Source organism: Pantoea sp. K16, from assembly GCF_048452805.1.
In the GTDB taxonomy this organism is placed as follows: domain Bacteria; phylum Pseudomonadota; class Gammaproteobacteria; order Enterobacterales; family Enterobacteriaceae; genus Pantoea; species Pantoea agglomerans.
In genome coordinates this window covers 161,783-186,986 of the sequence record NZ_JBLWNV010000001.1, presented here as the reverse complement: position 1 = coordinate 186,986, position 25,204 = coordinate 161,783, and the positions used below count along the sequence as shown (strand labels likewise).

The window sequence follows — 25,204 nt, the reverse complement described above, 5'->3', positions numbered from 1 at the left end:
TTATGCAATTTTATCTATTCGCATTCTTAAAAGGCTACAACATGAAGTTAAAACTCTCACGCCGTAAATTACTAAGAAGTATTCCTTTACTGACGGGTAGCGCTTTTTTATCACATTCGTTACTTAATAATGTTTATGCTACGAGCGGTTCGTCTGTTTATAACAACTCATCAGTAACTGAAAATTTATTTAATGCAGGGGCTTCATTAAACAAAACTCTCATAACCTACTTTCAGGTGCCTATGCAAAAACGTTTGAGGGTCAATGAAAAAGAGATACAGGGAAAGCCCTATTCGCACTTCTTTAACAGCAGACTTGATGCTCCACTCGAAATGGTTACTTCTCTGGAAAAGGGCCCATTAGCAAAAAATCACATCCTGCCTCCGACAATTGAGGGGCTAAAGGTTTTATTAGAAGATTTCGATAAATATCCACCATCCGGATACGGTGTAGTTGAAGATGGGCCATGTGCTTATGCGCAAAGCCAGCATCTCTTTCCTGGAGTAACAACGGATATGTTCAGGTGGTGGTTTACCTGGCATCCAGTTGAAAGTGAGCGTTATTATCTGTGGTTCCCTCATGCACATATTCATAATTCTGTTGCAGATCCTAAGCGATTAGCTGATAGCAGTCTGAGTTATGACAAGCGCCTATACGGAAACCCTAATCACATAATTGAATATATCGGTGAGAACTATCTCGATGGAATTATTAATTTTGACGCTCCGGAAAGCCTGGGTTTAGATAGTGAACTACTGAGACGAAACAATTTCACCTTTAACGCGAGTGGCATAATTACCCCTTATGATCATCCCTTAACACCACTGGTCATGATGATTCATCTTGGGCGCGATACTCCAGCTGGTATGCAAATGATAAACCGTTACTGGATAGGGACACATCCGTCGTGGAATCGCTTTTCAAATTTTCCAAACGGAGCAAAGCTTTCTGAAGAATACATTACCAGGGCAGGTATGAACGCGGAATCGTTAGAGATATTTGCATATGAAATGGCAGTGCATGATATGACAGAATTTACGTCGCTGGGACGCTTCCTGCCTCATATTTATAAGGAATTCGCCTGATAACAGATAAGACAGGAAAATATCAGACGACAGCGAATATGAAAGATTCCATGAGTATTGTTGTGTTTTGCCGGGGCCTCTGTCCCGGTTTTTTTACCTTCTCTGTTTAACCGATTATATTGAATATGTGCCATAGCGAACTTAAGAACTTCAGTGTATTTTACCCACCATCGACTGTAAAGACCTGCGTAATTCCATGGGTCAAAAGCTTCATTAATTATCCCCTGGACGATATTTATGGAGTCACAACTATTTCATTTTTCATCAGCAACTCTTATTTTTAAATATAGCCCTGCTGATACCGGTAATCGCTGCTTTTAAAAAAGTTATCAGCCATTATGTTCTTCCTCCAATCGAGTCATTTTTTACGTATCACTTGTTTGTGTACGTCACTGGTTAATCAGGCAGGCCGGAGTACGATAACGGCATATCGACAGCCCTGAGTCGTTTTATTTCTGAACACGCAGTCAGCCGGATCGCCCAGTTCCAGACAGTCGCCAGCAGCCATCTCATAGGTGCTGGAACCTGCTTCAAAAGTAAGAGTTCCTTCAATTACCCATATCAGCTGGCGTCTTGAAACATAGGAGATTGCCGGCATCGGCACAGCGGTATTTGCCGGCAGTTCGACACTGACCAGATTGACCGGCATCTCGCCCGGTGAAACGTGGCGACGCAGATAGCCGGTTTCCGGATCCTGCCACACCGGCTGATTTTCATGCCTGACCAGCGTCCCGGTTTGCACTTCAGTCTGAGCAAGCAGCTGTGAGATAGTCATATCAAACGAGCCTGAGAGGCGCGCTAACAAAACCGCCGTCGGGCTGCTCTCCCCACGCTCAATCTTATGGATCATTGCCCGTGAAACGCCTGAGTTATCAGCCAGCTCGGTAAGTGACCAGCCGCGTTTTTCCCTTTCCTCTTTTACCTTCTGACCGATGCGGATGTTCAGGCTGTCTTCTTTGCTGGACTTTTTATCTAACATAATGGATAACTATCATAGTGAACAATTCATCTACTTTAGTGAGTGAGCAAAGGGGTGTCCACCATGATTATCCGTGCGGCTGTAGAAAGCGATGCTGAAATCATCGCAGAGATTTATAACGATGCGGTGCTTAACACCACAGCCATCTGGAATGAAAATCGTATTGATGTGGCTAACCGCATCACGTGGATAAACAGCCGCCAGCAGGCCGGTTTTCCTGTGATTGTGGCGACAGACGATAATGATGATACCGTGCTGGGATATGCCTCTTATGGTGACTGGCGTCCCTGGGACGGATATCGTCATACGGTTGAGCATTCGGTTTATGTTCATAAAGATGCACGAGGTAAAGGCGCGGGTGCCGCCCTGATGCAGGGGCTTATCCAGCTTGCTCGCGAAGCCGGGAAGCACGTTATGGTGGCGGCGATTGAATCGGAAAACGCGGCATTCATTGCCCTGCATAAAAAACTGGGATTTATTGAGTCTGGCAGAATGACGGAGGTTGGAACTAAGTTTGGACGCTGGCTGGATTTGACATTTTTGCAGTTGCGTCTGGATGACCGTAAACGACCCTGAGTTGTCCCTTAAAGCGAATCCTTTGATGATGCTTCCGGCAGGATGCCGATCCCCGCAGAAGAAAGCTATGTCTGGAAAATGTTTGATTGCGCAGATCGTTTAAACCGAGAAACGAAGCCGCAGCGAACCAGGAGATAGCAAATTTGCACGTCAGCCGATATAACAGATTAATAACAATCCATCGCAGAGGACATCATGGCGCTTTCGCACGAATTAATCCTGATCTTCACCACCTACTTTGTCGCTACAGCCAGTCCCGGGCCAAGTAATATGGCGATAATGGGAACGGCAATGAAAAAGGGCAGGGGGGCCGCACTGGCGCTGGCTGCGGGTGTTGTGAGTGGTTCGATGCTCTGGGCGCTGCTGGCCGCCTGCGGTGTGCTGACTGTGCTGGCCACCTTCGCACAGTTGCTGATCGTGTTAAAAATTGGCGGAGGGTTATATCTGTTATGGCTGGCGTTTAAAGCCGGCAAATCTGCGTTACGCCGCACTGAGGCCAGCGATTTTAAAGCCAGCGATGAGCGTGTCGCGTATGGCAGACTGTTCCGTCAGGGGATACTTATGCATATCGGCAACCCCAAAGCGATTCTTACCTGGGTGGCCATTATGTCGTTTGCACTGAAGCCGGATGTGGTCGCCGCCACGCTGCCGATAATCATCTGCGGCTGTGCGGTGATTTGCGTGGTTGTGTTCGGCGGGTATGCTCTGCTGTTCTCAACCGCCATGATGGGTGCATTTTACCGTCGCATTCGTCGCGGACTCGATGCGCTATTAGCCTGCTGCTTTGCGCTGGCAGGGCTGAAACTGGTATTCAGCCGCAGTTAATACTGATGAAGGTGTACGAGGGGGTATCCGCTTCTGGCTCAAATCCGCAAAAGATCATGCAATGAGCCGGAGCGGCATTAAAATGACAGGATTCCGGTAGCGCTACTGCAGCCCCTTACTTAAACACCACTATGATCAGGCAAGTAGTCAGACAAACCAGCAATCTGAGTGAACAGGATGATGAAATGAAAGGCGCATGTCTGTGTGAAACCGTTGCTTTCGAAATATCAGTAACCCCCACGCGCTATTACCGTTGTCACTGTTCTTTGTGCAGAAAACAGAGCGGAACCGGCTATAACCTGGCAACGATCGTAAAAGAGAGTGACTTCAGCTGGGTTTCCGGTGAGAGCCAGATCGCGTCATGGCGCAAACTCACCGGTTATCGCAACGATTTTTGCGCCAGCTGTGGCTCCACAGTGCCTAACCCGTTGCGTGGCAGACCTTATATCTGGCTTCCGGTTGGTTTACTCAGTGAGCCTGCCGATATGCAGTGCACAGGTGATTATTGTACTGATGACGCCATGCCCTGGGACACAATTCGTTCCGAGACAAATCATGCCGGGCCGGTAGAATCGCTGGACTCTCTTCTGACGAGCTTAATGCTTTTTGATTGATGGCAGTGGTGCTTCTTTGTTATTCAAAAAGTCACTGAGTCAGAACGACCCCATTAACGGAAAACAGACGTTATTCCTGCAGCCTGTGTTCATCGATCATTTTTCGTTAGCTGTAATCCCCAGTAGTCAGAACAGGCTTTAACATCGCGAGGAGAAGGAAGCAGAAGTTTTGGCAGTCTGACCTGGTCGTAAAGCTTTTTATGGCGCTTTCGATTCTGCGGGGCAATACGGATAATATATTTCAGCATCTCCAGGTTCATCTGCTCTCTGCCCATCCCCAGACCGCCAATACGCGACGTGGATGAGTAACATCTGCGAATGTACCGCAGCAGTGCCACTGTCACTTTTACATCCAGCAGAATTAAGCCTGTGGCACGAGCGAATCGTTCTTCAATGCATTTGGTGTAATTACCCTCCATCACCCATCTTTCCTGGCTCACCGCTTCAGCATGCAAACGGAGAAATTCTGCCGGTGCTCTGGGCACCCATTGACTGTCCGGAATATGGTGAAGCTGATCCAGATGAACTGCTGGTAGATCTGTTTTGCGAGCAATGGCCTCAGCTAAGGTCGATTTTCCGCTGTTCGAGGGACCCATAATACAAATGCGTGGCCCAAGCGCGTCCAATGGAAGTGCACTATTCACAACGTCTCCTCTGAATTAACCCTGTCTGAAAATGGATAAATGCGTACTGCTCTGAAACTTTCCTGTGCACCCCGCAAAGTCTTAAACGCTGCCGGGAGCCGTTGGCTGGTCAGCCTGGGGATTCTGAACCTTTTCTGGATCAAAGTCAGGCCGCAGCGGCGATGATAGCCAGACTTGCCCTGAGACGTCTTAACCCAGGCAGCAATAAGATTTCGGTAAAGATTGGTTACATTTTGCCGATAAATTGTTCAACCAATCAAACCGTAGAGGGCATTATGGGGTTAATCAATGGCGTGACAACAGAGGTGGCAAGAGGATATTTAGCCACGCTCACCGTAACAAACAGATCTGAGAACACGACTAAAGAAACTATTACCGGAAAAGAATTACCTGCCAGTGTGGTGGTGATCTCGCCCGAGGCAAGAGCGCGCCTGGTGCAGGCTATCGCTGAGCCCATTACGGCAGAGCAGCAGGCCAAAAATTCAGAGGAACTGGCAAAGACAAAGTCATCCGGTCAGGGACCGTCCGTTAACCTCGGATATGCGTTATTCAACGATCCCTACACCAGCTGGGACGCCAGAACATTTACTCCGCTTCTGAGTATGACGGCTGCCAATACGCAGACCGCTATGGATGAGTTTGCCGCTGCACTCCATGAGGTGCTGGCTGAAGGCCAGGTGGGCCGTAATCAGTACGATAATTCGGATACCTCGGAAGCCATGGCGCTGACCCTGACGCAGTCTAAGCTCCATAAACTGATAGAAAAATATGTCTCCGGCGATAACCAGAAGCAGGCGAATGAGATTGCTGATGAGATGATAAGCGTCAAAGTTGCCATTCGTGAACGTCAGACGTTGCTGGGAGCACAGGATACGCTGGCGTTAGCCATACGTCATGGAACACGCGACATGCAGGAGAGCGCACGTGACTATCTAAGCCAGGTTAAGAGCGCAACCGCACGGCCACAGGCGGAGCTGGCAGGGATGATGGAAGCCATGAAGTCGGGCCGTGATATGGAATCTGTCTTCAGCACCTTTGCCGATTTGATTCGTGCCACGCCGAATCCTGACAACAAAGCACAGCCCTCCATTGATGGCGCACTCAGTCAACTGGAGGTTTATCGCCAGCAGTGGCAGGCGTTCACTGAAAAATACGCTTCTTAATGTTCTTATGATCCTGCAGGCAGCACCTCCGTCCCGGCGAAGCAATTTGCCTGAAAGCGGCGTCTGCAGGATCACCTCCTGACTTTACGCAGTCAGGCGCTGCGATGTGAGACTGTTAATCCCACGCGCTGTCAGCACTCCATCCAGATAGTGACCCTCTGCCAGAAACCGCAGATACCGCTCCGGACAAAAAGCACAGATTACACATTTACAAATTTAAATGTGTAAATATAATGTCGCCTCTTCACTCATCAGAGGATTTTTTGTCATGCCGTCACTTTTTACCCCCTTGAGTCTGGGCGACCTTCAGCTTCGTAACCGCATTGTACTGCCGCCACTGACGCGCTGCCGCAGTGAACAACCGGGCAACATTCCCGGCGAGATGATGGTGGAGTACTACCGCCAGCGTTCCAGCGCGGGACTGATGATCACCGAAGGCACCCAGATTGAGCCTCGCGGGCAGGGCTATGCATGGACGCCGGGGATCCACAGCGAAGCGCAGATCGCCGGCTGGAAAAAGGTTACAGAGGCAGTACATCAGCAAGGGGCCACGATTTTCTGCCAGCTCTGGCATGTTGGCCGCGTGTCGCATAATGAACTTCAGCCGGGCAAGCAGGCACCCGTTGCCCCTTCAGCCATTGCAGCCGATAACGTCCGGGTATTTATTGAAACCGGGCCTGGCGCCGGCATATTGACCGCACCCAGCGAGCCACGCGCACTGACTACATCGGAAGTTAAAGAGATTGTAGAGCTTTACCGACGCGCGGCGGAGAATGCCAAAGCGGCCGGTTTCGACGGTGTGGAACTGCATTCCGCCAACGGGTATCTGATTAACCAGTTTATTTCTGAGCATACCAACTTCCGTACGGATGAATATGGCGGATCTGCTGAGAATCGTCTGCGCTTCCTGCGAGAAGTCGTTGAGGCGGTCAGCTCGGTATTTGGCAGCCACCGCGTTGGCGTCAGATTTGCGCCTCTGTTTACCAGTACCGACGAAGAGCGCGTCTATCTCGGCCTGGTTGAAAGTGATCCACACGCGACCTACATCCGCGCAGCAGCACTGCTGAACGAGCTGGAAGTTGGCTATCTCTCCATTGCTGAAGCCGACTGGGACAACAGTCCGGAGATGCCAGAGAGCTTCCGTGTCGCGCTGCGGGAAACATTCCGCTCTCCGATCATCTATTCGGGTCGCTACACGGCTGAAAAAGCGCAGCATGTGCTGGAAAAAGGCTGGGGCGATCTGTTTGGTTTTGGCCGCTCATTTATCGCTAATCCCGATCTGCCCGCGCGGATTAAATCAGGATATCCGCTGAATGAGGTCGATCACGCCTCCCTGTATGGCGGCACTGAGAAAGGCTATACTGACTATCCATTTTATCCATCCTGATATTCTGTGAGGCGGCATGTCCCCCGAAAATGCCCTGAAGTTACTGTCCAACCCGACCAGAGTGGCAGTGCTGAAGTGGCTTAAAAATCCTGACGAAGCGTTTGCGGGCTATACCCAGCTCTATCCCTTCGATCAGTATGGCGTCTGTGCCAGCCTCATACAGGACAAGGCGGGCTTATCACAGCCCGCCACCTCGTTATGCCTGAAAGCACTTCACAATGCGGGGCTGGTTGAAGCCAGCAAAGTCGGAAAATGGACTTACTATCGCCGCGCCGAACCGCGCATTCGTGAAATAACCGATGCGGTAACCCAATCGCTGCAGGCGCTTTAAAAGCGACGGCGTACAGGGTAATGTAGATGTCAGCACCATCCTTCTGAGGGTGACTTCACCGAACGCATTAACTCAGGGTCAGAAAATGTTTATGTCAGTTCTGTCTTTCACAACCGTCACCACCACCACCACCACCGCCTCTGGCGGCGGCGTGAGCGACTCTGTGACTGGCACCTGACACAACAGATTCTCACTCCCCGCCGAACCGGACGGGGAGCTGTTCTCCGTTCTTAAAACTGAATGGAGACAGGTCATGGTTACATCTGAAAGTGCACTTTTAATTATCGACATGCAGCAGGGCCTTTTTAATGGTCCGGAGGCTCCCTTCGCCGCAAATTCGATCTTGTCGAACATCTCACTTCTCATTACTAAAGCCCGGGCTTCTGCCGTCCCCCTCTTTTTCGCACGCCATATCGGCCCGGATGATTCCCCTTTTAACGAGCAAAGCCCGCTGACGCGCCTGATCCCGGAATTGCAGGTTAACCCGCAGAGTGATGTCGTCTTCACCAAAAGATATCCCAGCTGTTTCAGGGATACTGGCCTGCAGCTTCAGCTGAGGCAAAAGGGCATTAAGCAACTGGTGATTGCGGGGATGAAAACGGAGTTCTGTATTGATACTACCTGTCGGGCAGCCCCGGAGCTGGGTTTTAACGTCGTACTGATTTCCGATGCGCACACCACCGTCGATAATCCCCACCTCTCTGCGGAGAAGATTATTGCGCATCACAACCAGACGCTGGCGGGCCCCTTTTTGACGCTGGCAACCGCAACTGACTGGCATTTCGGTTCTGCCGGTTAAGTCCGATTTTCTGACCCGGTTCCATGCAGTCTGCTTGACGAAGCTGTCTGCTTAACTTACAACTAAACCCGTCAGGGGAGTCTCGCCAGAGAGACTGAGAGGCTAATAGCGCACCGCGCGGCTTAGCGACCCTTAGAACCTGACCCAGTTGATACTGGCGTAGGAAGACGGGTATCTCATCAGATACTTGCCGCAGGGGCGCATTCGCAACGTTCCTGCCTTTTCCCTCTGTATCACGGGTCTTCGTTAACGGATAACGAGGCCAAATTGAAAAATCTCATCCTGAATCTTTCTTTTCCTGTCCGGTGGACACCATGAGCCGCTGGTCGGTGCTCGGCAGCGGCGTTGCCGGGCTTTGTGTCGCCACGCTGCTGCTGGAGCGGGGAGAAACGGTCGAAGTTATTACCCAGCCTGACTGCCGTGCGGCCTCGCACTGGGCGGGCGGCATGCTCGCGCCCTGGTGTGAAGCAGAAAGCGCACCGCCACAGGTGATCGAATGGGGCCAGCACGCGGCCAGCTGGTGGGCGAAACGCGTTGATGGCGTGGAACAGCAGGGCACGCTGGTGGTTGCTCCGCCGCGTGACAGCCGTGAACTGACGCGCTTCGCCAGCATGACGCAGCAGCATCAGTGGGTCTCTCCCGGTGACATCGAACCCGCGCTGGAAAACCGCTTTGCCCGCGGCCTGTTTTTCGCCGCAGAGGCGCATCTCGATCCGCGCCGCGCCTTGCAGCAACTGCGCGACAAACTGCAACAGGCTGGCGTCCCCTTTCACAGCGGTAAACCCGGCGGCAAAATCATCGACTGCCGTGGCATCCACGCCACCGATCGGCAGCCCGCCCTGCGCGCCGTGCGGGGCGAAATGGTGATCCTGCAAACATCCGACGTACAACTCTCCCGACCTGTCCGGCTGCTGCACCCGCGCTTTCCCTGCTATCTGGTACCCCGCGCCGGGGGCCACTTCATGCTGGGTGCCACCATGGTGGAAAGCCACGACAGCAGCCCGATCAGTGCCCGGGCGATGATGGAATTGCTCAGCGCCGCTTACAGCCTGCATCCGGCGCTGGCCGAAGCGCGGATCGTGGAGAGCGGCACCGGTCTGCGTCCTGCTTATCGTCAGAACCTGCCGGAAGTGCGCTACGAAAATGGCCGTTTCTCACTCAATGGACTTTATCGCCACGGCTTTTTGCTGGCCCCGGTCATGGCTGAAAAACTTATGCTGCAACTGACTCAGGAGATGACTCATGCGCGTTGAACTGAATGGACGCACGATTGAAACCAGCGCAACGACGCTGGCGGAGCTTATGGCGGAGCAGCAGATCGATCCGCGGACCGTCGCCACCGCGCTGAACGGGGAGTTTGTACCGCGTAGCCGCTATGCCAGCCAGCAACTTGAGGCGGGCAACCAGCTCGAAATCCTGTCACCGATGCAGGGAGGTTAACCATGTTCTATCAATTTACTCCGCAATCCCGATTTCTGCTCGGCACGGCCGGTTATCCGTCACCGGACATTCTGCATCAGGCGATCAACGCGTCAGGCGCGGAGATTATTACCGTCAGCCTGCGACGGGAAGGCAGTGAAGGCGGCGCTTTCCGCACGCTGCTGCAACAGCTCAACAAACGTATTCTGCCGAATACGGCAGGCTGCCACACGGTGAAAGAGGCGGTGACGACGGCGCAGATGGCGCGTGAACTGTTCGACACACCGTGGATCAAGCTGGAGGTGATTGGCCATGCCGACACGCTGCAGCCCGATCCTTTTGCCCTGGTTGAGGCCGCGCGGATTCTCTGCGCTGACGGGTTCCAGGTGTTTCCCTACACTACGGAAGATCTGATTGTCGGCGAAAAATTGCTGGAAGCGGGCTGTGAAGTGCTGATGCCCTGGGGCGCGCCGATCGGCTCCGGCCAGGGGCTGCGTAATATCGAGGGGCTGCGCGCTATGCGTGCGTGGTTTAAAGATGTGCCGCTGATTATTGATGCGGGCATTGGCGCGCCTGGTCAGGCGGCTCAGGCGATGGAGATGGGTTTTGATGGCGTGCTGCTCAACACGGCGGTGGCAAAAGCGCGCGATCCGGTGCGCATGGCCGGTGCCTTTGCTGCTGCGATCCACGGCGGACACGAGGCGTTTCAGGCGGGATTGATGGAGCAGCGCGACATGGCGTCTGCCTCTACGCCCATTTTTGGTCTGGCACAATTCAGTTAAGGAGCAGCGATGGAGCGTTATCAGCGACAGACGATGTTGCCAGAGATTGGTGAAGCGGGGCAGCAGCGGCTGAGCAGGGCAAAGGTGCTGGTGGTGGGGGCGGGCGGGCTTAGTGCGACGCTGCTGCCGTTACTGGCAGGCGCGGGTGTGGGATTTATCCGTCTTTACGATGGCGATCGGGTTGAACTGCACAACCTCCACCGGCAGACGCTGTTTGGCGTCGACGATGTGGGCCAGCAGAAAGTATTTTGCGCTCAGCGTGCGCTGGCGCAGCGCAATCCTGACTGCCACGTTGAGGCGCATCCACACGCGCTAAGCGCCAGTCAACTGCCGCAGGCGCTGGAGGGAATCGATCTGGTGGTGGATGCGGCGGATAACTTCGCTATTACTTATCAGCTCTCCGACGCCTGTTATCCGGCAGGCCTGCCGCTGATCTGCGCTTCGGTGCTGGGACGCAAAGGCTATGTTGGCGGATTCTGTGGCGGTGCGCCTGGCTATCGCGCGCTGTTCCCGCAGCTGCCCACGGCCTCGGGTAACTGCAATACGGCAGGCGTAATGGGACCGGCGGTAGCGACGCTGGGCGCAATGCAGGCACAGATGGCGCTGAGCGTATTGTTAAAACTGACGCCATCGCCGCTCGGCTGCATGATCCACTGTGACTTTGTTGACTGGCATATCAGGCAGTTTCGTTTTGATGACGCACCTGAACCTGACGCGCCCGGCACGCCCTTTATCGATCGGGCCATGCTGATGGAGGATGATTGCATAGTGGAGTTGCGCAGCCTGGAAGAGGCACCGGTCAGTGTGGCCGAGCGGGTGGTGCGAATTCTGCCGCAGCAGATAGCGGCCTGGCAACCGCCGGTCAATCAGCGTGTGGTACTGGTGTGTGCCAGTGGCATGCGCGCAGCCCAGGCGGCTGATAACCTTGCCGCGCGGGGGATTGCGCGGCTTGCGCTGGTGGCGGCAAACACCCTGTAGCGTGCCGATTTAGACTACCTCGACCAGCTGGAACGTCTCGAAGATCAGCTCCATTTCGCTGTGAAAATAGCCTTCACGCTCGAAGTAGCGCTGATGTTCCTGACGCCAGTGGTCGAGGCTAAGATCGCCTTCACCCTCCAGCATCGCCATCTCTGGCGTGACGCGATCAAAGCGCGTCAGAAACAATCCGGTGGTGCGGATCACGCAGACGGGCTGCTGTTCGCCGTTGAGAACAATGCTGTAACCGCCGGGTTGAGGCAATACTTCCTGATCCTGCCAGCTCCGCAACGACCCGCAGGTGGCCACTTTCTTACCGGCAATAATCAGCGTTGCGAGCTCGCTGGCTAATTCCGGGGAGTCACCAAATGCATCTGTGAAGGCACCCGGATATTTGTCCTGCAGTTGTTGCAGCGTCATCGTCATCAGCAAATCCTCAATGAATTAGGCGTGCGGGCCCGGCGTAACGTCAGGTTATCGCCATGCAGGCCAGCGGTGCCGTTAAGATGAACAACAGCAGCGGCTTTAATCCCACCGTCTGCTGCTGATAGCGGTACAGCTTACCCGGCCTCCACATGGGAAAACAGGCTTAATTATCAGGATATTGAGTTTGCGCGTGAGTAGGGTCGCAAAGGAGAGACTCAGTCTGGCGCGGCCAGGCACAGCCGCGCACTAAGATTAACGAATCAGAAAGCTTGCCCAGTGCGCTATATCGTCACCGCTGCTGATTTCGGGCTGTACCAGACCGTTAACCATAAAGGTCGGTGAAACGTGAATGCCGTTCTGACGGGCATACTTGCAGTGCCATTTAATGGCGTTCTGCAGGTCGGGCTGATCAAACGCGGCGCTGGCATCTACGCCGCTGACCTCTTTCAGGCGGGCGAGGATTTGATTCGGCGTGGCATCGCGGTTCGGACCGGTACAGTGATCGGTGAACTCAAACTCTTCACGGTGATCGGCCACCGCCTGCATCACCTTTTTCGCGGCCTCTTTACTTTCGCAGGCGGCGGCAAGGATATAGCGCACTATCAGCCCGGAATAGAGGTGCCACGGCTGTGATTGCAGACGGATCTTCAGGGTGATGTTCTCTTCACCCGCGTGCGCCAGTAACGCGTCGAATTTATTGAAGGCGCGCACCGAAAAAGGACAGGTGGGTTCCAGAAAGACTTCAAATATCTCAGGGCCGTGGCCCCATACCAGTACATTAGCGTGCTGACTCATCGACAACTCCTTGAACATTAACGAGACGGGAAACCTGTTTACCCTGGCAAATCCCTCTGACATCAGCCAGTTAAGAATCAGCTGCAATTGTTACAAAAAACAGCAATCAGCTGATGAGTCGCGTGTAATACGCGACAGGCAGGTCCATTAGTCGTTAGAATTGCCAACTTTGGCATTTTCAACTGCTGGCACGGCGTAGCCGCCCACGAACAGCTATAGTTGTCAGCAGTGTGCAATCTTTTGCAGGATGCAGCCATTTAAGCTGCTTCACTGTTGTTTGTTTGCCCGGAGCTGATAAGCGTTAGAAGAGGTTAATTTTGCATACCGATCTCACCTGGAAAACTCTCCATCACGTCATCAATCAGACGATCTCTGACATGCTTGACGAGCAGCAGACCATTGATGTGTTATCACTGCGCGCCCGCCTGCATGAACTGGCTGAAAAAGAGGAGGATGAGGTTATGCTGCTCTGTTACTGGCAGGCCAGCAAAATTCTGATGCGATTACCCACGACCGTCACCGCCAGTCAGTTAATGACCGCGGCACGCCACGCTTTTCGCACCCCGCTGAATCACGATCTGCTTTAAAGGCTGCGTCCTACACAAATATCAGGATGGTCCTCACTCAAGCTTCAACAGCGTGTTCCCTTATTTTTCTCCTGAACACTGTTTTCCCCAATCTCTGTTAAAATTGTACCTCTGCGCCATTTTGCAGGATGCATGTTCGGGAGAAACTATGTTGTGGATTTGGAATGCCCTGATTGTTCTGGTCACTGTTATCGGAATGGAGATAACGGCTGCACTGGCGCACAGATACATTATGCATGGCTGGGGTTGGGGCTGGCATCTGTCACATCATGAACCGCATAAAGGCTGGTTTGAGGTTAATGACCTCTATGCCGTAGTGTTCGCCGCTCTGTCGATTTTGCTCATTTATCTGGGCAGCACGGGTGTCTGGCCCTTGCAGTGGATCGGCGCGGGTATGACGCTCTACGGCCTGCTCTATTTTATTGTGCATGACGGCCTGGTGCATCAGCGCTGGCCATTCCGCTATGTTCCGCGCCGGGGTTATTTACGCAGGCTTTATATGGCGCACCGCATGCATCATGCGGTACGAGGCAAAGAGGGCTGTGTCTCGTTTGGCTTTCTTTACGCGCCGCCGCTGTCAAAACTGCAGGCGACGCTGCGAGAACGTCATGGCGTTAAACGGGGCGCTGCCAGAGATCAGCGGAGCGTGGAGCGTGACGCGCCACCCGGGAAGTAACCGCCTGACCCGATGCCGCCACCAGCAGTGCCAGTTTCTCTGGCGTGCTGGTGGACTGGCGTTGATCCCACGCCTGTGAACCCGCCTGAACTACCTTCATACCGATTTTACGATAGACCTGCTGCGCGGTAGCAATCGCCCACGCTGAACGCAGCGGTAAACCCGGCAGGCCAGCCGACGCCGATCGATAATAGGGCTCTGCCGTTTCCACCAGCCGACGGGCGACGCGGCTGAGTGCCTGGCGATTTTGGGGATCGGCCAGATTCTCTCGGGTCAGCCCCTCTTCAGCCAGCCACGCAGCGGGCAGATAGCAGCGTCCCGCTTCAGCATCTTCAACGATATCGCGCGCAATATTGGTCAGCTGAAACGCCAGACCGAGATCGCAGGCGCGATCCAGCGTGGCGTTGTCGCGTACGCCCATAATCTGCGCCATCATCAGGCCAACCACGCCCGCGACGTGGTAACAGTAACGCAGCGTATCATCCAGCGTCTGATAGCGTGTCTCATGCACGTCCATCGCAAAGCCCGCCAGATGATCAAAAGCGTAAGCAGGCAGAATATCGTGTGCCATTGCCACCTCCTGAAAGGCCGCAAAGGCGGGCTCATGCATCTGGGATCCGGCATAGGCCTGACGCGTTTTCATCTCCAGCTGCGCCAGGCGCTGTTCGGCAGATTGCAGCGATGGCGTATCGTTGCTGAATCCCAGTACCTGATCGTCAATCACATCATCACAGTGACGGCACCAGGCGTAGAGCATCAGCACGCTGCGTCGGGTTTTGGCATCAAACAGTTTTGACGCGGTGGCAAAGCTTTTCGATCCCACCTCCATGGTGTCTACGGCATGATCGAGCAGTGACGGACTATTCAAGCCAGATCCTCCAGCATCAATCCTGCGGTAGCCTTGGCCGAGCCAATCACCCCTGGAATACCCGCGCCAGGATGGGTACCAGCACCGACCAGATAGAGATTATTAATATTTTTATCGCGGTTGTGAGGCCGGAACCAGGCGCTTTGCGTCAGGATCGGCTCCACCGAGAAGGCCGAGCCCTGATACGCATTCAGCTCATCGCGGAAATCAAACGGCGTGAAGATGCGATGCGTGACCAACTGGCTACGCAGGCCCGGCATGTAATGCTGTTCCAGATAGTCGAAAATGCGATCGCACAGGCGCGGACCTTCAACGGCCCAGTCGATATCGGCGGTGCCGAGGTGCGGTACCGGCGCCAGCACGTAGTAGCTGCCGCAGCCTTCCGGTGCCAGTGAGGGATCGGTCACGCAGGGCGCATGCAGATAGAGCGAGAAGTCCTCTGCCAGGCCATCTTTGTTAAAGATTTCATCAATCAACTCACGATAGCGCGGACCAAAGCAGACCGTGTGGTGCGCCAGCTGATCGTGATGATGATTCAGGCCAAAATAGATCACAAACAGCGAGTTGCTCATGCGTTTGTTCTGCAGTGACCGTCCCTGCGCCTGCGAAGCGGGATGCTGGCTCAGCAGTTCGCGGTAGGTGTGAACCACATCTGCGTTGGAGGCAACCGCGCGGGTTGGGAAGACCCGGCCATCTTTCAGGTGTACCGCGGTAATCCTGTTTTCCTGGGTCTCCAGCCGGGCAACGCTGGCATTGAGCTCCACTTCGCCGCCCAGATCTTCAAACAGTTTCACCATGCCCTGCACCAGCGCGCCCGTGCCACCGCGCGGGAACCAGACGCCCCATTCACGTTCCAGCGCATGAATCAGGGTATAGATTGAGGAAGTGGCAAACGGATTTCCGCCCACCAGCAGTGAGTGGAAAGAGAAGGCCTGACGCAGATGCTCATCTTCAATGTAGCTCGCCACTTTGCTGTAAACGCTACGCCACGCCTGAAGTTTTGCCAGCTGAGGCGCGGCCCGCAGCATGTCGCGGAATGACAGAAACGGCACGGTGCCAAGTTTCAGATAGCCTTCAGCAAACACCGCTCGGGAATAGGCCAGAAAGCGCCGATATCCTTCAACGTCACGCGGATTAAACGCGGCAATCTGCGCTTCCAGCGCGGGCTGATCGTTGTCATAACTGAACACCTTGCCGGACTCCCAGCAGAGGCGATAAAACGGCTTCACCGGCATCAGCTCGACATAGTCCGAGAGCTTTTTACCCGCCAGGGTGAACAGCTCTTCAATGGCGCTGGGATCGGTGATTACCGTGGGGCCGGCATCAAACGTGAAGCCCTGATCCTGATAGACATAAGCCCGGCCGCCCGGCTTGTCACGCTGCTCCAGCAGTCGGGTGGGAACGCCTGACGCCTGAAGGCGAATGGCCAGGGCCAGACCACCAAAGCCTGCGCCAATTACTGTAGTTCTATTCATTGCATCGCCTGTTGACGGTGAGGAGTCATAATAGCCTGTAACGCCGCCAGAACGGGGACCGGGGGCTTGCCGCTTAAGATGCGCAGCCGATCAGGCAAAGTGAGTTTTCCCGCATAAAAACGGGCGATCAGACCTTCGGGAAGGCCGTAAAAACGTTGCATAACCTGCCAGCGCTGGTCAGCCGGACCCGCCAGAAACAGCATACGGTTCAGCATGCGGAAGAAGCGCTGTTGCTGCCAGGCCTGACTGGCGAATTGCTGAATGGTGGCGTGCAGGGTCTCAGAGGTAAACGTCTGCATCTGCGCCAGCCGGTCAGCCAGCGCGACCGCCAGCGGCAGAGAATAGCCGGTAGTCGGATGGAATAACCCGGCACGCAAACCGCTGCAGGGCAAATCGCGTTTCTGCCAGAAGGCGGCCACGTCGCCGGTCAGCGTAATGGGCAACGCGCCTTGCTCTTCGCGTAGCAGCCGGTCTAATCGCCACCCCTGCTGCGCGGCATAGTCGCGGATATTCTGACGGGCGCGATCGCCTTCCAGCGTGGCGTTATCAATGTAGTGGGTATCTTCAATCAGCAGGGTGTCTGCAGAAAAGGGCAGGCTGTAGACAAAGCGATATCCTGCCTGCTGATCTACCGTGGCATCCATGATGATCGGCGCGGTCAGTCCATGTGGCTCGCTGAGCTGCCACTCCTGTCCGACAAACGACTGGAAGCCCATGCGCAGCGCGGCATCGGGCTGGTAGCCACGGCCATCAATCACTGCGTCACTCTCCAGCACCCGGCCATCGTCCAGCGTAACCGTGCGTGAAGCGATGCTCGCAACCCGGGTATTCAGCAGCAGATCCGGCGCAAACCTGTCGCGGATGACCTGCGCGAAGCGCTCCGCAGTCACGCAAAAATAGCCACTGTTCAGACTGCGACTGCGTTGGGGAAAGCGGACCTCATAGCCAGGCCAGTGATGTACTACCAGCGGAGCGATCCAGCGATGCTGCGTTTCGGTGAGATCTTCCGCATGAAACGACCAGGTGTGATTGGCACCCGGTTCACGTTCGGCGTCAATCAGCAGAATGCGCAGGGAGGGCCGCTGCTGTCTCAGGCGCAGGGCGATCAGCCCGTTGGCCAGCCCCGCGCCCACCAGAATCAGATCATACCGCGGCATAGTCTCTCCTGATGAGCACCGGCTGGCGGGTCAGCATCGCCTGTTCGACGATGTCCGCCGCCAGGGTGGTTCCGCCCGCCTGACGAAGTGCGCTACGCAGCGTTTTCATCTGCTGAACGTAGCTTTCATCAGCCAGTAAGGTCTGGAGCTGACGTGCCATGGAGTGGCTGGTGGTAAAGCGTGAGGCGCGACGTCCGATACCGTGCCAGACCACTCTGGCAGCCACACCCGGCTGATCAAAGGCCAGCGGGATCGTCAGCAGCGGCGTCAGATGGTTAATCCCATCCAGCACCGTATTCATGCCGCCGTGCGTAATGGCAAGATCGGCCTGCGCCAGTGCAGCCGCCTGGTCGGCAAAATCGACCACCTGAACATGGCTGGCCTGCGCCAGTTTCTCCGCCTGGAAAGGTGACAACCGACCGCAGTGCGCCAGCAATAACTGAGCATCGAGCTCCTGGCAGGCGCGGACGATGGTTTTAAACAGGCCGTAGCGATGTCCCTGCAGCGTGCCGAGGGAAGCAAAAATGCGCGGTTTGTCATCATGCGGGAAGTAGCGAGGCTGCGACGCGGCGGGTGCCGGTTCAGTGGTACGCAGCGGGCCAACCGAATGGAAATGATCGGGCAACGCCTGGCGGGGAAAATCCAGTTCCGGAATCAGCTGGCTGATCTGCGCCAGCGGTGAAAAACAGTGATGCAGTTTTTCCCGTGGTGCTAATCCCATCGCATGAGCGTTGCGGGCGATCACCCGATCGTGACGTCGCATCAGCCAGTCATAGATTTTTTCACTGGTGCGATAGCGTTCGCGCGCCTGATCGGTTCTGGCATAGTCAAACGGCATCACGGCCAGCGGGAAATCCGCTTCACGGTTAAGTGGCAGCGCACAGGCAACCGAAACATAAGGCAGGTTCAGCGCTTCTGCCGCCAGTGCACCGGCAGGCTCCATCTGATCGACGATCACGCCATCAATCGCCAGCGTGCTCAGCACCACGGGCAGTTCACGACAGAGCATATCGGTGCTGCGGGCCATCTCATTGATCAGTTTCAGCATTGAGGGGCCGAGAGGATGCGCCGCCAGTTGCAGGGTGTGTGCCAGACTGCCTGCCGGATGCGAGGCTAAACCCAGCGGGAAAAAGCCGATACGGCTATCGGTGAGTAGCGCGCTAACGTCCGTCTGCTGGATGAAAGTGATCTGGTGTCCGCGTGCGATTAAGGCCTGGCTAAGGTGCTGAAGCGCCTGCACATGGCTATAGAAGGGCGGTGCAATGACCGCAAAGTGGCTCATGCAGCATCCTTAACTGACGGCAGCGAGTTTTTTCTCAAACCAGGCCTGAACAAAATGGTGTGTGGCATAACCGTCCTGGCAGGCCGATAACAGATGCTCGCTGGCGCAGCGCAGATGATCGCGCAGTCGCGTTTCAACCGCCTGTGGTCCCAGCAGATTCACCAGCGTCGATTTCCCGTCATCCTGATGGGCATCTTTACCTGTGTCGGCCATGCCGTCAGTGAGATCGTCCAGTAGCTGGAAAGCCTGACCAAGATTAAGCGAAAAACGGTGCAGCTGTTCGCGGGCTTCACCTGAGGCTTCAGCCACGATAGAGGCCATCTGCATGGAGGCGCAGAACAGGGTGCTGGTTTTATAGTGATTGGTCATCAGAATGGCGTCAGCGCTGCGTGGCTTGTCACCTTCGGAGAGATCCTTAAACTGCCCCTGCACCAGCCCCTGCATGCCGACTGCGTGGGATAATTCTGCCACAGCGTCGGCTCTGGCGGTTGCCGTTAAGCCTTCTGCCGCAGCGACCACGCCGAATGCCTTACTCAGCAGGGCCACCGCGGCCAGAATCGCGACATGTTCACCATACTGGCAATGAATGGTCGGACGTCCGCGACGCAGTTGCGCATCATCCATGCAGGGCATGTCATCCAGAATCAGTGATGCGGCATGCACCATCTCTACCGCGCAGGCGAGATCAAGCAGGCCGGCAGGCGTGGCGTTGCAGCCCAGATCGCGCGCTGCCAGCAACAACAGCAGTGGACGGATACGCTTTCCTGGTGCCAGCGCACCGTCGCGCATGGCAGCGCCCACTAAGTCACGTTCGCTTTCAACCGGTAAAAGCTGATCGAGCCGTTGCTCAATGTCGTTCAACAGGCTGGCTGCATCGCTTTGTATGAAATTGACGTGTTGTTCTGCACAGACCGTCATCATGGCTGTCCTTATCTACAGAGGAAGTCACAGCAGGTCGAATGATTCGATGCCATCTTCAATAATCGTCCCCGACTGCCATAGCATAGTTGGCAGGTTTTCAAAGAACGGCGGGTTAATCCATTACAACTAAGAGTAGTTCACGATAATAAAAATGTCGGAGAATTCAGCAGCCTTCCGCGTTTTGCGGCGATAGCCGGACGGGCATTATGCGTGAATTAACCCAGTAATGCGCGCAGCTGTTTCATCACGCTGGCGACATCCTCCGCAGATAATGCGCCATCTTTAGCAAAGCGCACAATGCCTGCCGGATCAATCACCACCACGGACGCGCTTTCCGGCTTAAGATGCCAGCTGTGCGCGGTTACGCCACTGCTGTCGATAATGAATTGCTGCCACGGTGCCGCTTTTTTACTGGAAGCGATGCTGCGCACCACAAAAATGGCACTGCCAGGCAGCGCATCGTCAGTATTCACGATGGTGGTGGTCTGAAAACGGTCACGCGGCAGGCTGGCCTGCTGAATGGCTTCGATTAATCGTGCACTCTGATCCTTCGCTGAGAGACGACCCGCCACATGAATCACCAGACGCACTTTTCCGGTCAGCGTCTGACTGTTCCAGCGCTGATAATTTATGTCGCCCTGATTCAGCACCATTTCGCCTTTATCGGCAACGAAGACAGGTGGTACAGGCTGACCAGGGGTCAGGGTGTGAGCGGTGGCAAAGCCGGAAAACAGCAGGGCAATCATCAATCCATAATGGCGCACGGGTTCCTCACTTCTTTCTCGGTTTGCGTCAGACGCGGTGAACGCTCTCATTAGCAGGCAGAAGATTAGTACCACATTTATGTTTCAGATCAATAAAAGCATTCAGGATTTGGCCTGAAAATGCAGGGGAGATTGTGTTTACAGGAGGTGGGAAATGAGTACAGCATTGATGACATTACCTGAATTTGCCCGTTATATCGGCATTGCCACCCCAACGCTGGCGCGTGCCTTTTGCTGCCGGGGATCGCTGGCGGGTGTGCCGCTGCCGCAGGCGCTGGATGATGCTCCGCTGACGCAACGCCACTGGCTTCGCGATGATGTACGTCAGTTCGATCATGCCTATAAACGGGTTCAGGCGATGCAGCAACGGAGCACGCTTTAATCTGCGTTAAACAAGACGTGAGCGCGGGAAGTTCCCGCGCTTTTTTATGCAAAATTATCGGGCTTTATCAGGAAGCAGACCAGATTAGCATCCCGATCGCCCACGATCTCAATGCTTGAATCCAGCCCGCTGACGGCATCACCGCGACTCAGTCGCAGATCGCCGACGCGAATAATCCCTTCAAGCACGGTGAGATAAGCGACAAAGCCCGGCATCGACGGCACGTCCAGCGTATGGTTGCGCTCCAGCAGCGTGTCGAAGATGTAGACTTCCTGGCGCAGTTCCAGCGGCGCATCAGACTCTTCCGGCCCGGCCAGTTCGGTCCAGCCATTGGTCATAATGCCCTGATCGCGCTCCAGCACCTGGGTCATCGCTTCACCGCCCTGCTGTGAAGGCCGAATAACCGCCTGTAACAGCTCCGCTTCATATAACGGCACCGACTCTTCGTATTGAACGCCATCACCCGCGTTCACCACCATCACGCGTTTTGCAGAGAGCTGGGTACGTTCGCCGTTACTGTCCTGATGCTGCATCGAACCACGCCACAGGTAGGTGAAAACTTCTTCATCCTGATGCTGCTGCATCGGAATCCGGGCATCGAGTTTTAGCGACATCAGATCAACACTGACCAGCGGGCTTAACGTCTCGCCAGGACGCTGGCGACGGACGGTAAAAGGACCGTACTCAAACAGTTGTTCAGGATTAGCTCGCACAATGTTCATGATTTGCTCTCAAATAAAGTGACTCATAACAACGATCATAGACCTCAGGCGGAGAATGAGAAGCCGGGAGTTTTGCCCGGCTTCGTCAGTTATTTTGAATAACAGAGTTTAGGGTGTCTTGCCAGCTTACTTGCCCTGTTCGTCGCTCTCACCGAGGAAGAAATACCAGAGTGGAATCGACAACAGTCCGGTAAAGACCGTGGAGTAGAGCAGGATCATCATCGCCTGGGTGATATACATGGTCAGCGACCAGTGACTGAAGGGGATCTGATACTGATCAATCACTCCGCCAATCATCGCATTCGCCATCACCGTAATGACAATCAGCGCCAGCACCGTCACGCTGCGCAGAAAATAGCGCATCTCTTTGCGCTTCCCGGCAAAACGCGACTGGACGATGGCCAGCGGCGACTGTTTGTCCGGAGCGACATCCACGCGGACGACCGCGGCGCGCTGTGCGCTGCGCCAGCGCTGAATATCCAGCAGCACCAGCACCAGTAGGCTGATACCCATAACGGGAAGCGCATATCCCAGCGCCAGCATCACTATCAGGCTGGTGCCCTGCGCATAGCGCGGCAGCGCCAGCCAGGCGGATAACAGCGTCTGCGAGGGGTTGAGCTGCGGAACAGCCGGGCGACGAATCCACCACATGCGGTAGCCCAGCACAATCATTGTGCAGAGTCCAAAGCCAGACAGCGCCAGAATCAGCTGATTAGGCAGGCCAAACAGCACGCCCATATGCGCATCCACGCCCCAGCGGGTCAGTTTCGCCACCAGCGGGAAGCTGGCAAACTCAACGCGGTCGACCACGCTAAAATCAGTCGGATTAATTGAAACCGCATCGACCTGGCTTGGCCAGCTGCGGTCAATCTCCGAAACCGTCCACGCCTGTTCAGCGTTCTTAGGCTGACGTAGTTCCAGTTTCGCTGCGTGCAGTCCGGCCTGACGCGCCGCTGCCAGCGCCTGATCCCAGCTGGCATTCGGCTGATTGAGAATCACAGGCGCAGCGGTTTTCGCTGGCATGGTCATTCCGGACATCGTCATCCCTTCCATCGAACCGCGATGGTCAGCATGGGGATCGGCGGCTTCAGCGGGCGCGTTACCGTTTAGCGCGGTATTAACCTGCGGCGTTTTCCAGCCAAAGTCGCTGCGCATCTTTTCAATATTATTGCCCGCCCACTGTGACCAGGTCAGCCCGGTTACTGAAAAGAACACCAGTCCGATTGCCAGCAGCAGCCCCAGCGTGACATGCCAGTGACGGGTTGCCGCGAAGCCGCTCCGTGCTTTACTGCGGGTGCGCGGCGGCCGGGTGCCGGACCATAAGACAATCCCACCCAGCGCAGCGACCCACAGCCAGGAGGCTGCCAGTTCACTGTAGTTTCGGCCAAAATCACCCAGCAACAGGCCGCGATGCAGCTGATCCAGCCACATGCGCAGCGGCAGCACACCGCTGGTGCCATACACCGTCATATCGCCTTTCACCTGCAGGGTGTAGGGATCAATAAACAGCGATCGTGATTCCGATGGGCCAAGCTGTGGCTCGGCAAACTGCACGCGGGTCGTATCCTGCCGGCCGGGTGCCGGACGCACAGCGTAAATGCGTGCTGATTCACCGGCACGGGCTCGCGCAGCGGCAATCTGGGCGGACAACGGTTGGGCCTCACCCTGCGCGTCGGTGTTCAGGGCATCATGGTAGATAGCCTGTTCCAGTTGCGGCGTCAGAACGTAGAGCGTGCCGGTGAGTGCCGCGACAAAAATAAACGGCGCAATAAACAGGCCGATATAAAAATGCAGGCGGTGAAAGAGATTAAACACCGTGCCGCGCGGTGCAGGGGACATTTCCTGAGAAGAGGACATAGCATTCCACACTTTTCAAAAGACAAAGACGATCAGGTGACGTTGTCACGCAATCGGATTAGTAAGCAGTGAGTGTGACGCGATAAAGGGTGGCGCGCGCGGTCGATGAAGACGCAACAGCCGTCGCCATTGGGGTGGATTGATAGCCGCTGGCGGCGGGGCGCGGCTGATCAGGCACATCCACCAGATAAACGGGATAAAAACCCAGAGCATCAGCGGAACATGCACCAGCAGATCGCAGTAGCCACAGGCAAAGCCCGGGCCCATCATCATCCCGTGATCAGCCATCGACATCTCGCTGTGATGATCCATCATCGGCATCTCTGCGCTCAGGATCGAAGCGCCTTGCATCCTGGCATGATGTTCAGCGAGATTCTTTGAGATCATCGGTGCAACAAACAACAGCAGCACGGCCAGTATCGCAATACCGGCGGTGAGTCGTTGTCTGAGTGAAGATCCCGGCATGATTTCAACGGTCGTATGAGGTCAGAATTCAGGGCGGCAGTGTAACGCGAAGGGAATAAAAGGGTTAAATAAAGTGGCATCTGTTCCGAAAAAATTCGCACTCTTTGAACATTTTCACTTTAATTTCTGCATCATTTAACTTAGTTGTTACTCGCGGTGCACATACAAATAACATTAATCATTCGCCTGCGGTTTAACCAAACCCAATAAAGGAATAAAAAATGAAAATTGTAATGCTGGATGGTGACACGCTGCCGGTACCCCTGCCGACCGGTCAACAGCAGGCTGACTGGGAGATTCGTGCGCAGACTCCGGCTGAAGACATTGTGTCTTCGCTGGCGGGCGCAACGGTCGCTATCACCAATAAGGTGCCGTTGCGGGCTGACACACTGCAACAACTGCCTGAACTGCGTTTTATCTGTGTCGCAGCGACGGGCTATGACTGTATCGATCTTGATGCCTGCCGCGCACGCGGCATCGTGGTCAGTAATGTTCCAGGCTATTCAACTCAGAGCGTTTCAGAGGCGGTGATAGCCGCGATTTTTGCCCTGCGCCGTCAGCTGATGGCTTATGCCAGCAATACCCGCATCGACTGGCCCCAGGCTAAGCACTTTTGTGTGCATCATCAGCCGATAGGGGATATTGGCGGTGCCACGCTGGGCATCGCGGGCAAAGGCGACATCGGCCAGGCGGTCGGCAGGCTGGCCCAGGCGCTGGGAATGCAGGTGCAGTACGCCGAGCGAAAAGGCAGTGAAAGGGTGCGTGACGGTTATGTCAGCTTTGAGCAGATGCTGGCGACCAGCGACATCATTTCGCTGCACTGCCCGCTGAGTGACAGCACCTGTCAGATGATTGATCGCGAGGCGCTGAGTCAAATGAAGCCACAGGCGCTGCTGATAAACACGGCTCGCGGCGGACTGATTAACGAGGCCGATCTTGCTGCGGCGTTAAAGCAGGGGCTGATTGGTGGTGCGGCGCTGGATGTGCTGAGCAGCGAGCCGCCCGCTCCGGATAATCCGCTGCTGGCGGATCTGCCAACTCTGCTGCTGACACCGCACATCGCCTGGGCAAGTCGCAGCGGCGTGGAGAATCTGGTGGCTGGCGTGATGACCAATATCGTGGCCTTTATTCAGGGCGAGCCAATTAATGTGGTGAGCTGAGTCAGATGGAATAGTTTTTAATGCCCGACATGGGTTGATATTCAGAGCAACCTCGTAGATTTCAGGAAAAGCGTTTTACGCGGTTTAG

General features: G+C 55.1%; 29 protein-coding genes and 1 riboswitch. Of the genes, 16 read left to right on the top strand and 13 right to left on the bottom strand.

What is annotated here, in order from left to right; all coding sequences use genetic code 11:
* Nucleotides 1-41: 41 nt before the first annotated feature.
* A complete protein-coding gene (locus ACK13D_RS00885; RefSeq protein WP_192073131.1) occupies nt 42-1,085 on the top strand; it encodes a DAPG hydrolase family protein in 1,044 nt (347 codons plus the stop codon).
* Between the two features lie 400 nt (nt 1,086-1,485).
* On the opposite strand, the gene ACK13D_RS00880 is transcribed toward ACK13D_RS00885, so the two are convergent.
* The gene (locus tag ACK13D_RS00880) at nt 1,486-2,064 is read right to left on the bottom strand and encodes a helix-turn-helix domain-containing protein (RefSeq protein WP_192073130.1); all 579 of its coding nucleotides are present in this window, start codon (nt 2,062-2,064) and stop codon (nt 1,486-1,488) included.
* A 63-nt stretch (nt 2,065-2,127) separates the two neighbouring features.
* On the opposite strand from ACK13D_RS00880, the gene ACK13D_RS00875 reads away from it, so the two are divergent.
* The 3 genes from ACK13D_RS00875 to ACK13D_RS00865 all read left to right on the top strand — a co-directional run bounded on the left by ACK13D_RS00875 (nt 2,128) and on the right by ACK13D_RS00865 (nt 4,079).
* The gene (locus ACK13D_RS00875; RefSeq protein WP_192073129.1) at nt 2,128-2,640 is read left to right on the top strand and encodes a GNAT family N-acetyltransferase; all 513 of its coding nucleotides are present in this window, start codon (nt 2,128-2,130) and stop codon (nt 2,638-2,640) included.
* A 195-nt stretch (nt 2,641-2,835) separates the two neighbouring features.
* Nucleotides 2,836-3,465 (top strand): LysE family translocator, encoded by a 630-nt coding sequence (locus ACK13D_RS00870; RefSeq protein WP_010247507.1) that lies wholly within the window; start codon nt 2,836-2,838, stop codon nt 3,463-3,465.
* Between the two features lie 185 nt (nt 3,466-3,650).
* Nucleotides 3,651-4,079, top strand: a complete 429-nt coding sequence (locus ACK13D_RS00865) for a GFA family protein (protein ID WP_071998028.1) — start codon at nt 3,651-3,653, stop codon at nt 4,077-4,079.
* Nucleotides 4,080-4,168: 89 nt separating this feature from the next.
* Here ACK13D_RS00865 and ACK13D_RS00860 read toward each other — a convergent pair whose 3' ends face one another.
* A complete protein-coding gene (locus tag ACK13D_RS00860) occupies nt 4,169-4,723 on the bottom strand; it encodes an AAA family ATPase (protein ID WP_249654780.1) in 555 nt (184 codons plus the stop codon).
* Nucleotides 4,724-4,998: 275 nt separating this feature from the next.
* Between ACK13D_RS00860 and ACK13D_RS00855 the strand changes: the two genes are divergently transcribed.
* The 8 genes from ACK13D_RS00855 to ACK13D_RS00820 all read left to right on the top strand — a co-directional run bounded on the left by ACK13D_RS00855 (nt 4,999) and on the right by ACK13D_RS00820 (nt 11,582).
* Nucleotides 4,999-5,886: a hypothetical protein gene (locus ACK13D_RS00855; RefSeq protein ID WP_232526469.1), complete on the top strand. Its 888-nt coding sequence runs from the start codon at nt 4,999-5,001 to the stop codon at nt 5,884-5,886.
* A gap of 268 nt (nt 5,887-6,154) precedes the next feature.
* On the top strand, nt 6,155-7,273 hold the full coding sequence (locus tag ACK13D_RS00850; RefSeq protein ID WP_033760155.1) for an alkene reductase: 1,119 nt from the start codon (nt 6,155-6,157) through the stop codon (nt 7,271-7,273).
* A 16-nt stretch (nt 7,274-7,289) separates the two neighbouring features.
* Nucleotides 7,290-7,604 carry an ArsR/SmtB family transcription factor gene (locus ACK13D_RS00845; protein WP_010247494.1) on the top strand — a complete coding sequence of 105 codons (315 nt, stop codon included), beginning with the start codon at nt 7,290-7,292 and terminating at the stop codon, nt 7,602-7,604.
* A gap of 253 nt (nt 7,605-7,857) precedes the next feature.
* Complete coding sequence (locus ACK13D_RS00840) at nt 7,858-8,403, top strand: cysteine hydrolase family protein (RefSeq protein WP_061703397.1); 546 nt, start codon at nt 7,858-7,860, stop codon at nt 8,401-8,403.
* Between the two features lie 63 nt (nt 8,404-8,466).
* A riboswitch (TPP riboswitch) is annotated at nt 8,467-8,586 on the top strand.
* A 131-nt stretch (nt 8,587-8,717) separates the two neighbouring features.
* Nucleotides 8,718-9,656 carry an FAD-dependent oxidoreductase gene (locus tag ACK13D_RS00835; RefSeq protein WP_409390955.1) on the top strand — a complete coding sequence of 313 codons (939 nt, stop codon included), beginning with the start codon at nt 8,718-8,720 and terminating at the stop codon, nt 9,654-9,656.
* Nucleotides 9,646-9,843 (top strand): sulfur carrier protein ThiS, encoded by a 198-nt coding sequence (thiS, locus tag ACK13D_RS00830; RefSeq protein WP_033760164.1) that lies wholly within the window; start codon nt 9,646-9,648, stop codon nt 9,841-9,843. Before ACK13D_RS00835 ends, thiS begins: the two co-directional genes overlap by 11 nt.
* Nucleotides 9,844-9,845: 2 nt before the next feature.
* Complete coding sequence (locus ACK13D_RS00825; protein ID WP_010247482.1) at nt 9,846-10,604, top strand: thiazole synthase; 759 nt, start codon at nt 9,846-9,848, stop codon at nt 10,602-10,604.
* A 9-nt stretch (nt 10,605-10,613) separates the two neighbouring features.
* On the top strand, nt 10,614-11,582 hold the full coding sequence (locus tag ACK13D_RS00820; protein WP_033773798.1) for a HesA/MoeB/ThiF family protein: 969 nt from the start codon (nt 10,614-10,616) through the stop codon (nt 11,580-11,582).
* 9 nt (nt 11,583-11,591) lie between these two features.
* Here the strand turns inward: ACK13D_RS00820 and ACK13D_RS00815 are convergent, their stop codons facing one another.
* A complete protein-coding gene (locus tag ACK13D_RS00815; protein WP_033768582.1) occupies nt 11,592-12,005 on the bottom strand; it encodes an ASCH domain-containing protein in 414 nt (137 codons plus the stop codon).
* A 252-nt stretch (nt 12,006-12,257) separates the two neighbouring features.
* The gene (locus ACK13D_RS00810; protein WP_163851921.1) at nt 12,258-12,800 is read right to left on the bottom strand and encodes a DsbA family protein; all 543 of its coding nucleotides are present in this window, start codon (nt 12,798-12,800) and stop codon (nt 12,258-12,260) included.
* 317 nt (nt 12,801-13,117) lie between these two features.
* On the opposite strand from ACK13D_RS00810, the gene ACK13D_RS00805 reads away from it, so the two are divergent.
* Together ACK13D_RS00805 and ACK13D_RS00800 are read left to right on the top strand one after the other, a co-directional pair.
* The gene (locus ACK13D_RS00805) at nt 13,118-13,387 is read left to right on the top strand and encodes a hypothetical protein (protein WP_010247470.1); all 270 of its coding nucleotides are present in this window, start codon (nt 13,118-13,120) and stop codon (nt 13,385-13,387) included.
* 148 nt (nt 13,388-13,535) lie between these two features.
* Nucleotides 13,536-14,063 carry a sterol desaturase family protein gene (locus tag ACK13D_RS00800; RefSeq protein ID WP_010247467.1) on the top strand — a complete coding sequence of 176 codons (528 nt, stop codon included), beginning with the start codon at nt 13,536-13,538 and terminating at the stop codon, nt 14,061-14,063.
* Here the strand turns inward: ACK13D_RS00800 and crtB are convergent.
* The 6 genes from crtB to ACK13D_RS00770 all read right to left on the bottom strand — a co-directional run bounded on the left by crtB (nt 14,002) and on the right by ACK13D_RS00770 (nt 20,512).
* Nucleotides 14,002-14,931 carry a 15-cis-phytoene synthase CrtB gene (gene crtB / locus ACK13D_RS00795; RefSeq protein ID WP_122459864.1) on the bottom strand — a complete coding sequence of 310 codons (930 nt, stop codon included), beginning with the start codon at nt 14,929-14,931 and terminating at the stop codon, nt 14,002-14,004. The genes ACK13D_RS00800 and crtB overlap by 62 nt on opposite strands.
* A complete protein-coding gene (locus ACK13D_RS00790) occupies nt 14,928-16,406 on the bottom strand; it encodes a phytoene desaturase (protein ID WP_124890518.1) in 1,479 nt (492 codons plus the stop codon). Before ACK13D_RS00790 ends, crtB begins: the two co-directional genes overlap by 4 nt.
* On the bottom strand, nt 16,403-17,563 hold the full coding sequence (gene crtY / locus ACK13D_RS00785; RefSeq protein WP_163851924.1) for a lycopene beta-cyclase CrtY: 1,161 nt from the start codon (nt 17,561-17,563) through the stop codon (nt 16,403-16,405). Before crtY ends, ACK13D_RS00790 begins: the two co-directional genes overlap by 4 nt.
* Nucleotides 17,550-18,845 carry a glycosyltransferase gene (locus tag ACK13D_RS00780; protein WP_418795413.1) on the bottom strand — a complete coding sequence of 432 codons (1,296 nt, stop codon included), beginning with the start codon at nt 18,843-18,845 and terminating at the stop codon, nt 17,550-17,552. Before ACK13D_RS00780 ends, crtY begins: the two co-directional genes overlap by 14 nt.
* Before the next feature lie 9 nt (nt 18,846-18,854).
* Nucleotides 18,855-19,763 carry a polyprenyl synthetase family protein gene (locus ACK13D_RS00775; protein WP_163852311.1) on the bottom strand — a complete coding sequence of 303 codons (909 nt, stop codon included), beginning with the start codon at nt 19,761-19,763 and terminating at the stop codon, nt 18,855-18,857.
* Between the two features lie 218 nt (nt 19,764-19,981).
* Nucleotides 19,982-20,512 (bottom strand): YtfJ family protein, encoded by a 531-nt coding sequence (locus ACK13D_RS00770; RefSeq protein ID WP_010247442.1) that lies wholly within the window; start codon nt 20,510-20,512, stop codon nt 19,982-19,984.
* A gap of 172 nt (nt 20,513-20,684) precedes the next feature.
* Here ACK13D_RS00770 and ACK13D_RS00765 point away from each other — a divergent pair, with 172 nt between their 5' ends.
* Nucleotides 20,685-20,912, top strand: coding sequence for a hypothetical protein (locus tag ACK13D_RS00765; protein WP_010247439.1), 228 nt, complete (start codon nt 20,685-20,687; stop codon nt 20,910-20,912).
* Nucleotides 20,913-20,956: 44 nt separating this feature from the next.
* Here the strand turns inward: ACK13D_RS00765 and ACK13D_RS00760 are convergent, their stop codons facing one another.
* The 3 genes from ACK13D_RS00760 to ACK13D_RS00750 form a co-directional block, all read right to left on the bottom strand.
* Entirely contained in the window at nt 20,957-21,634 is a 678-nt protein-coding gene (locus ACK13D_RS00760; RefSeq protein WP_418795411.1) for a pirin family protein, read from the bottom strand.
* Nucleotides 21,635-21,760: 126 nt separating this feature from the next.
* Complete coding sequence (locus tag ACK13D_RS00755; protein ID WP_418795409.1) at nt 21,761-23,491, bottom strand: DUF2534 family protein; 1,731 nt, start codon at nt 23,489-23,491, stop codon at nt 21,761-21,763.
* 45 nt (nt 23,492-23,536) lie between these two features.
* Nucleotides 23,537-23,956, bottom strand: coding sequence for a DUF2946 domain-containing protein (locus ACK13D_RS00750; protein ID WP_061902245.1), 420 nt, complete (start codon nt 23,954-23,956; stop codon nt 23,537-23,539).
* A 221-nt stretch (nt 23,957-24,177) separates the two neighbouring features.
* On the opposite strand from ACK13D_RS00750, the gene ACK13D_RS00745 reads away from it, so the two are divergent.
* The gene (locus ACK13D_RS00745) at nt 24,178-25,116 is read left to right on the top strand and encodes a D-2-hydroxyacid dehydrogenase (RefSeq protein WP_418795407.1); all 939 of its coding nucleotides are present in this window, start codon (nt 24,178-24,180) and stop codon (nt 25,114-25,116) included.
* The last annotated feature ends 88 nt before the right edge of the window (nt 25,117-25,204 follow it).

Excerpts from the sequence above, each read along its gene's own strand:
- crtY (WP_163851924.1), bottom strand. The coding sequence starts at position 17,563 with ATGCCGCGGTATGATCTGATTCTGGTGGGCGCGGGGCTGGCCAACGGG.
- ACK13D_RS00765 (WP_010247439.1), top strand. The coding sequence starts at position 20,685 with ATGAGTACAGCATTGATGACATTACCTGAATTTGCCCGTTATATCGGC.
- ACK13D_RS00880 (WP_192073130.1), bottom strand. The coding sequence starts at position 2,064 with ATGTTAGATAAAAAGTCCAGCAAAGAAGACAGCCTGAACATCCGCATC.
- ACK13D_RS00790 (WP_124890518.1), bottom strand. The coding sequence starts at position 16,406 with ATGAATAGAACTACAGTAATTGGCGCAGGCTTTGGTGGTCTGGCCCTG.
- ACK13D_RS00825 (WP_010247482.1), top strand. The coding sequence starts at position 9,846 with ATGTTCTATCAATTTACTCCGCAATCCCGATTTCTGCTCGGCACGGCC.
- ACK13D_RS00850 (WP_033760155.1), top strand. The coding sequence starts at position 6,155 with ATGCCGTCACTTTTTACCCCCTTGAGTCTGGGCGACCTTCAGCTTCGT.
- ACK13D_RS00750 (WP_061902245.1), bottom strand. The coding sequence starts at position 23,956 with ATGCCGGGATCTTCACTCAGACAACGACTCACCGCCGGTATTGCGATA.
- ACK13D_RS00775 (WP_163852311.1), bottom strand. The coding sequence starts at position 19,763 with ATGACGGTCTGTGCAGAACAACACGTCAATTTCATACAAAGCGATGCA.
- ACK13D_RS00755 (WP_418795409.1), bottom strand. The coding sequence starts at position 23,491 with ATGTCCTCTTCTCAGGAAATGTCCCCTGCACCGCGCGGCACGGTGTTT.
- ACK13D_RS00770 (WP_010247442.1), bottom strand. The coding sequence starts at position 20,512 with ATGATTGCCCTGCTGTTTTCCGGCTTTGCCACCGCTCACACCCTGACC.
- ACK13D_RS00870 (WP_010247507.1), top strand. The coding sequence starts at position 2,836 with ATGGCGCTTTCGCACGAATTAATCCTGATCTTCACCACCTACTTTGTC.
- ACK13D_RS00840 (WP_061703397.1), top strand. The coding sequence starts at position 7,858 with ATGGTTACATCTGAAAGTGCACTTTTAATTATCGACATGCAGCAGGGC.
- ACK13D_RS00820 (WP_033773798.1), top strand. The coding sequence starts at position 10,614 with ATGGAGCGTTATCAGCGACAGACGATGTTGCCAGAGATTGGTGAAGCG.
- ACK13D_RS00800 (WP_010247467.1), top strand. The coding sequence starts at position 13,536 with ATGTTGTGGATTTGGAATGCCCTGATTGTTCTGGTCACTGTTATCGGA.
- ACK13D_RS00855 (WP_232526469.1), top strand. The coding sequence starts at position 4,999 with ATGGGGTTAATCAATGGCGTGACAACAGAGGTGGCAAGAGGATATTTA.
- ACK13D_RS00835 (WP_409390955.1), top strand. The coding sequence starts at position 8,718 with ATGAGCCGCTGGTCGGTGCTCGGCAGCGGCGTTGCCGGGCTTTGTGTC.
- ACK13D_RS00815 (WP_033768582.1), bottom strand. The coding sequence starts at position 12,005 with ATGACGATGACGCTGCAACAACTGCAGGACAAATATCCGGGTGCCTTC.
- ACK13D_RS00760 (WP_418795411.1), bottom strand. The coding sequence starts at position 21,634 with ATGAACATTGTGCGAGCTAATCCTGAACAACTGTTTGAGTACGGTCCT.
- ACK13D_RS00875 (WP_192073129.1), top strand. The coding sequence starts at position 2,128 with ATGATTATCCGTGCGGCTGTAGAAAGCGATGCTGAAATCATCGCAGAG.
- ACK13D_RS00745 (WP_418795407.1), top strand. The coding sequence starts at position 24,178 with ATGAAAATTGTAATGCTGGATGGTGACACGCTGCCGGTACCCCTGCCG.
- ACK13D_RS00865 (WP_071998028.1), top strand. The coding sequence starts at position 3,651 with ATGAAAGGCGCATGTCTGTGTGAAACCGTTGCTTTCGAAATATCAGTA.
- ACK13D_RS00885 (WP_192073131.1), top strand. The coding sequence starts at position 42 with ATGAAGTTAAAACTCTCACGCCGTAAATTACTAAGAAGTATTCCTTTA.
- ACK13D_RS00780 (WP_418795413.1), bottom strand. The coding sequence starts at position 18,845 with ATGAGCCACTTTGCGGTCATTGCACCGCCCTTCTATAGCCATGTGCAG.
- thiS (WP_033760164.1), top strand. The coding sequence starts at position 9,646 with ATGCGCGTTGAACTGAATGGACGCACGATTGAAACCAGCGCAACGACG.
- ACK13D_RS00845 (WP_010247494.1), top strand. The coding sequence starts at position 7,290 with ATGTCCCCCGAAAATGCCCTGAAGTTACTGTCCAACCCGACCAGAGTG.
- ACK13D_RS00810 (WP_163851921.1), bottom strand. The coding sequence starts at position 12,800 with ATGAGTCAGCACGCTAATGTACTGGTATGGGGCCACGGCCCTGAGATA.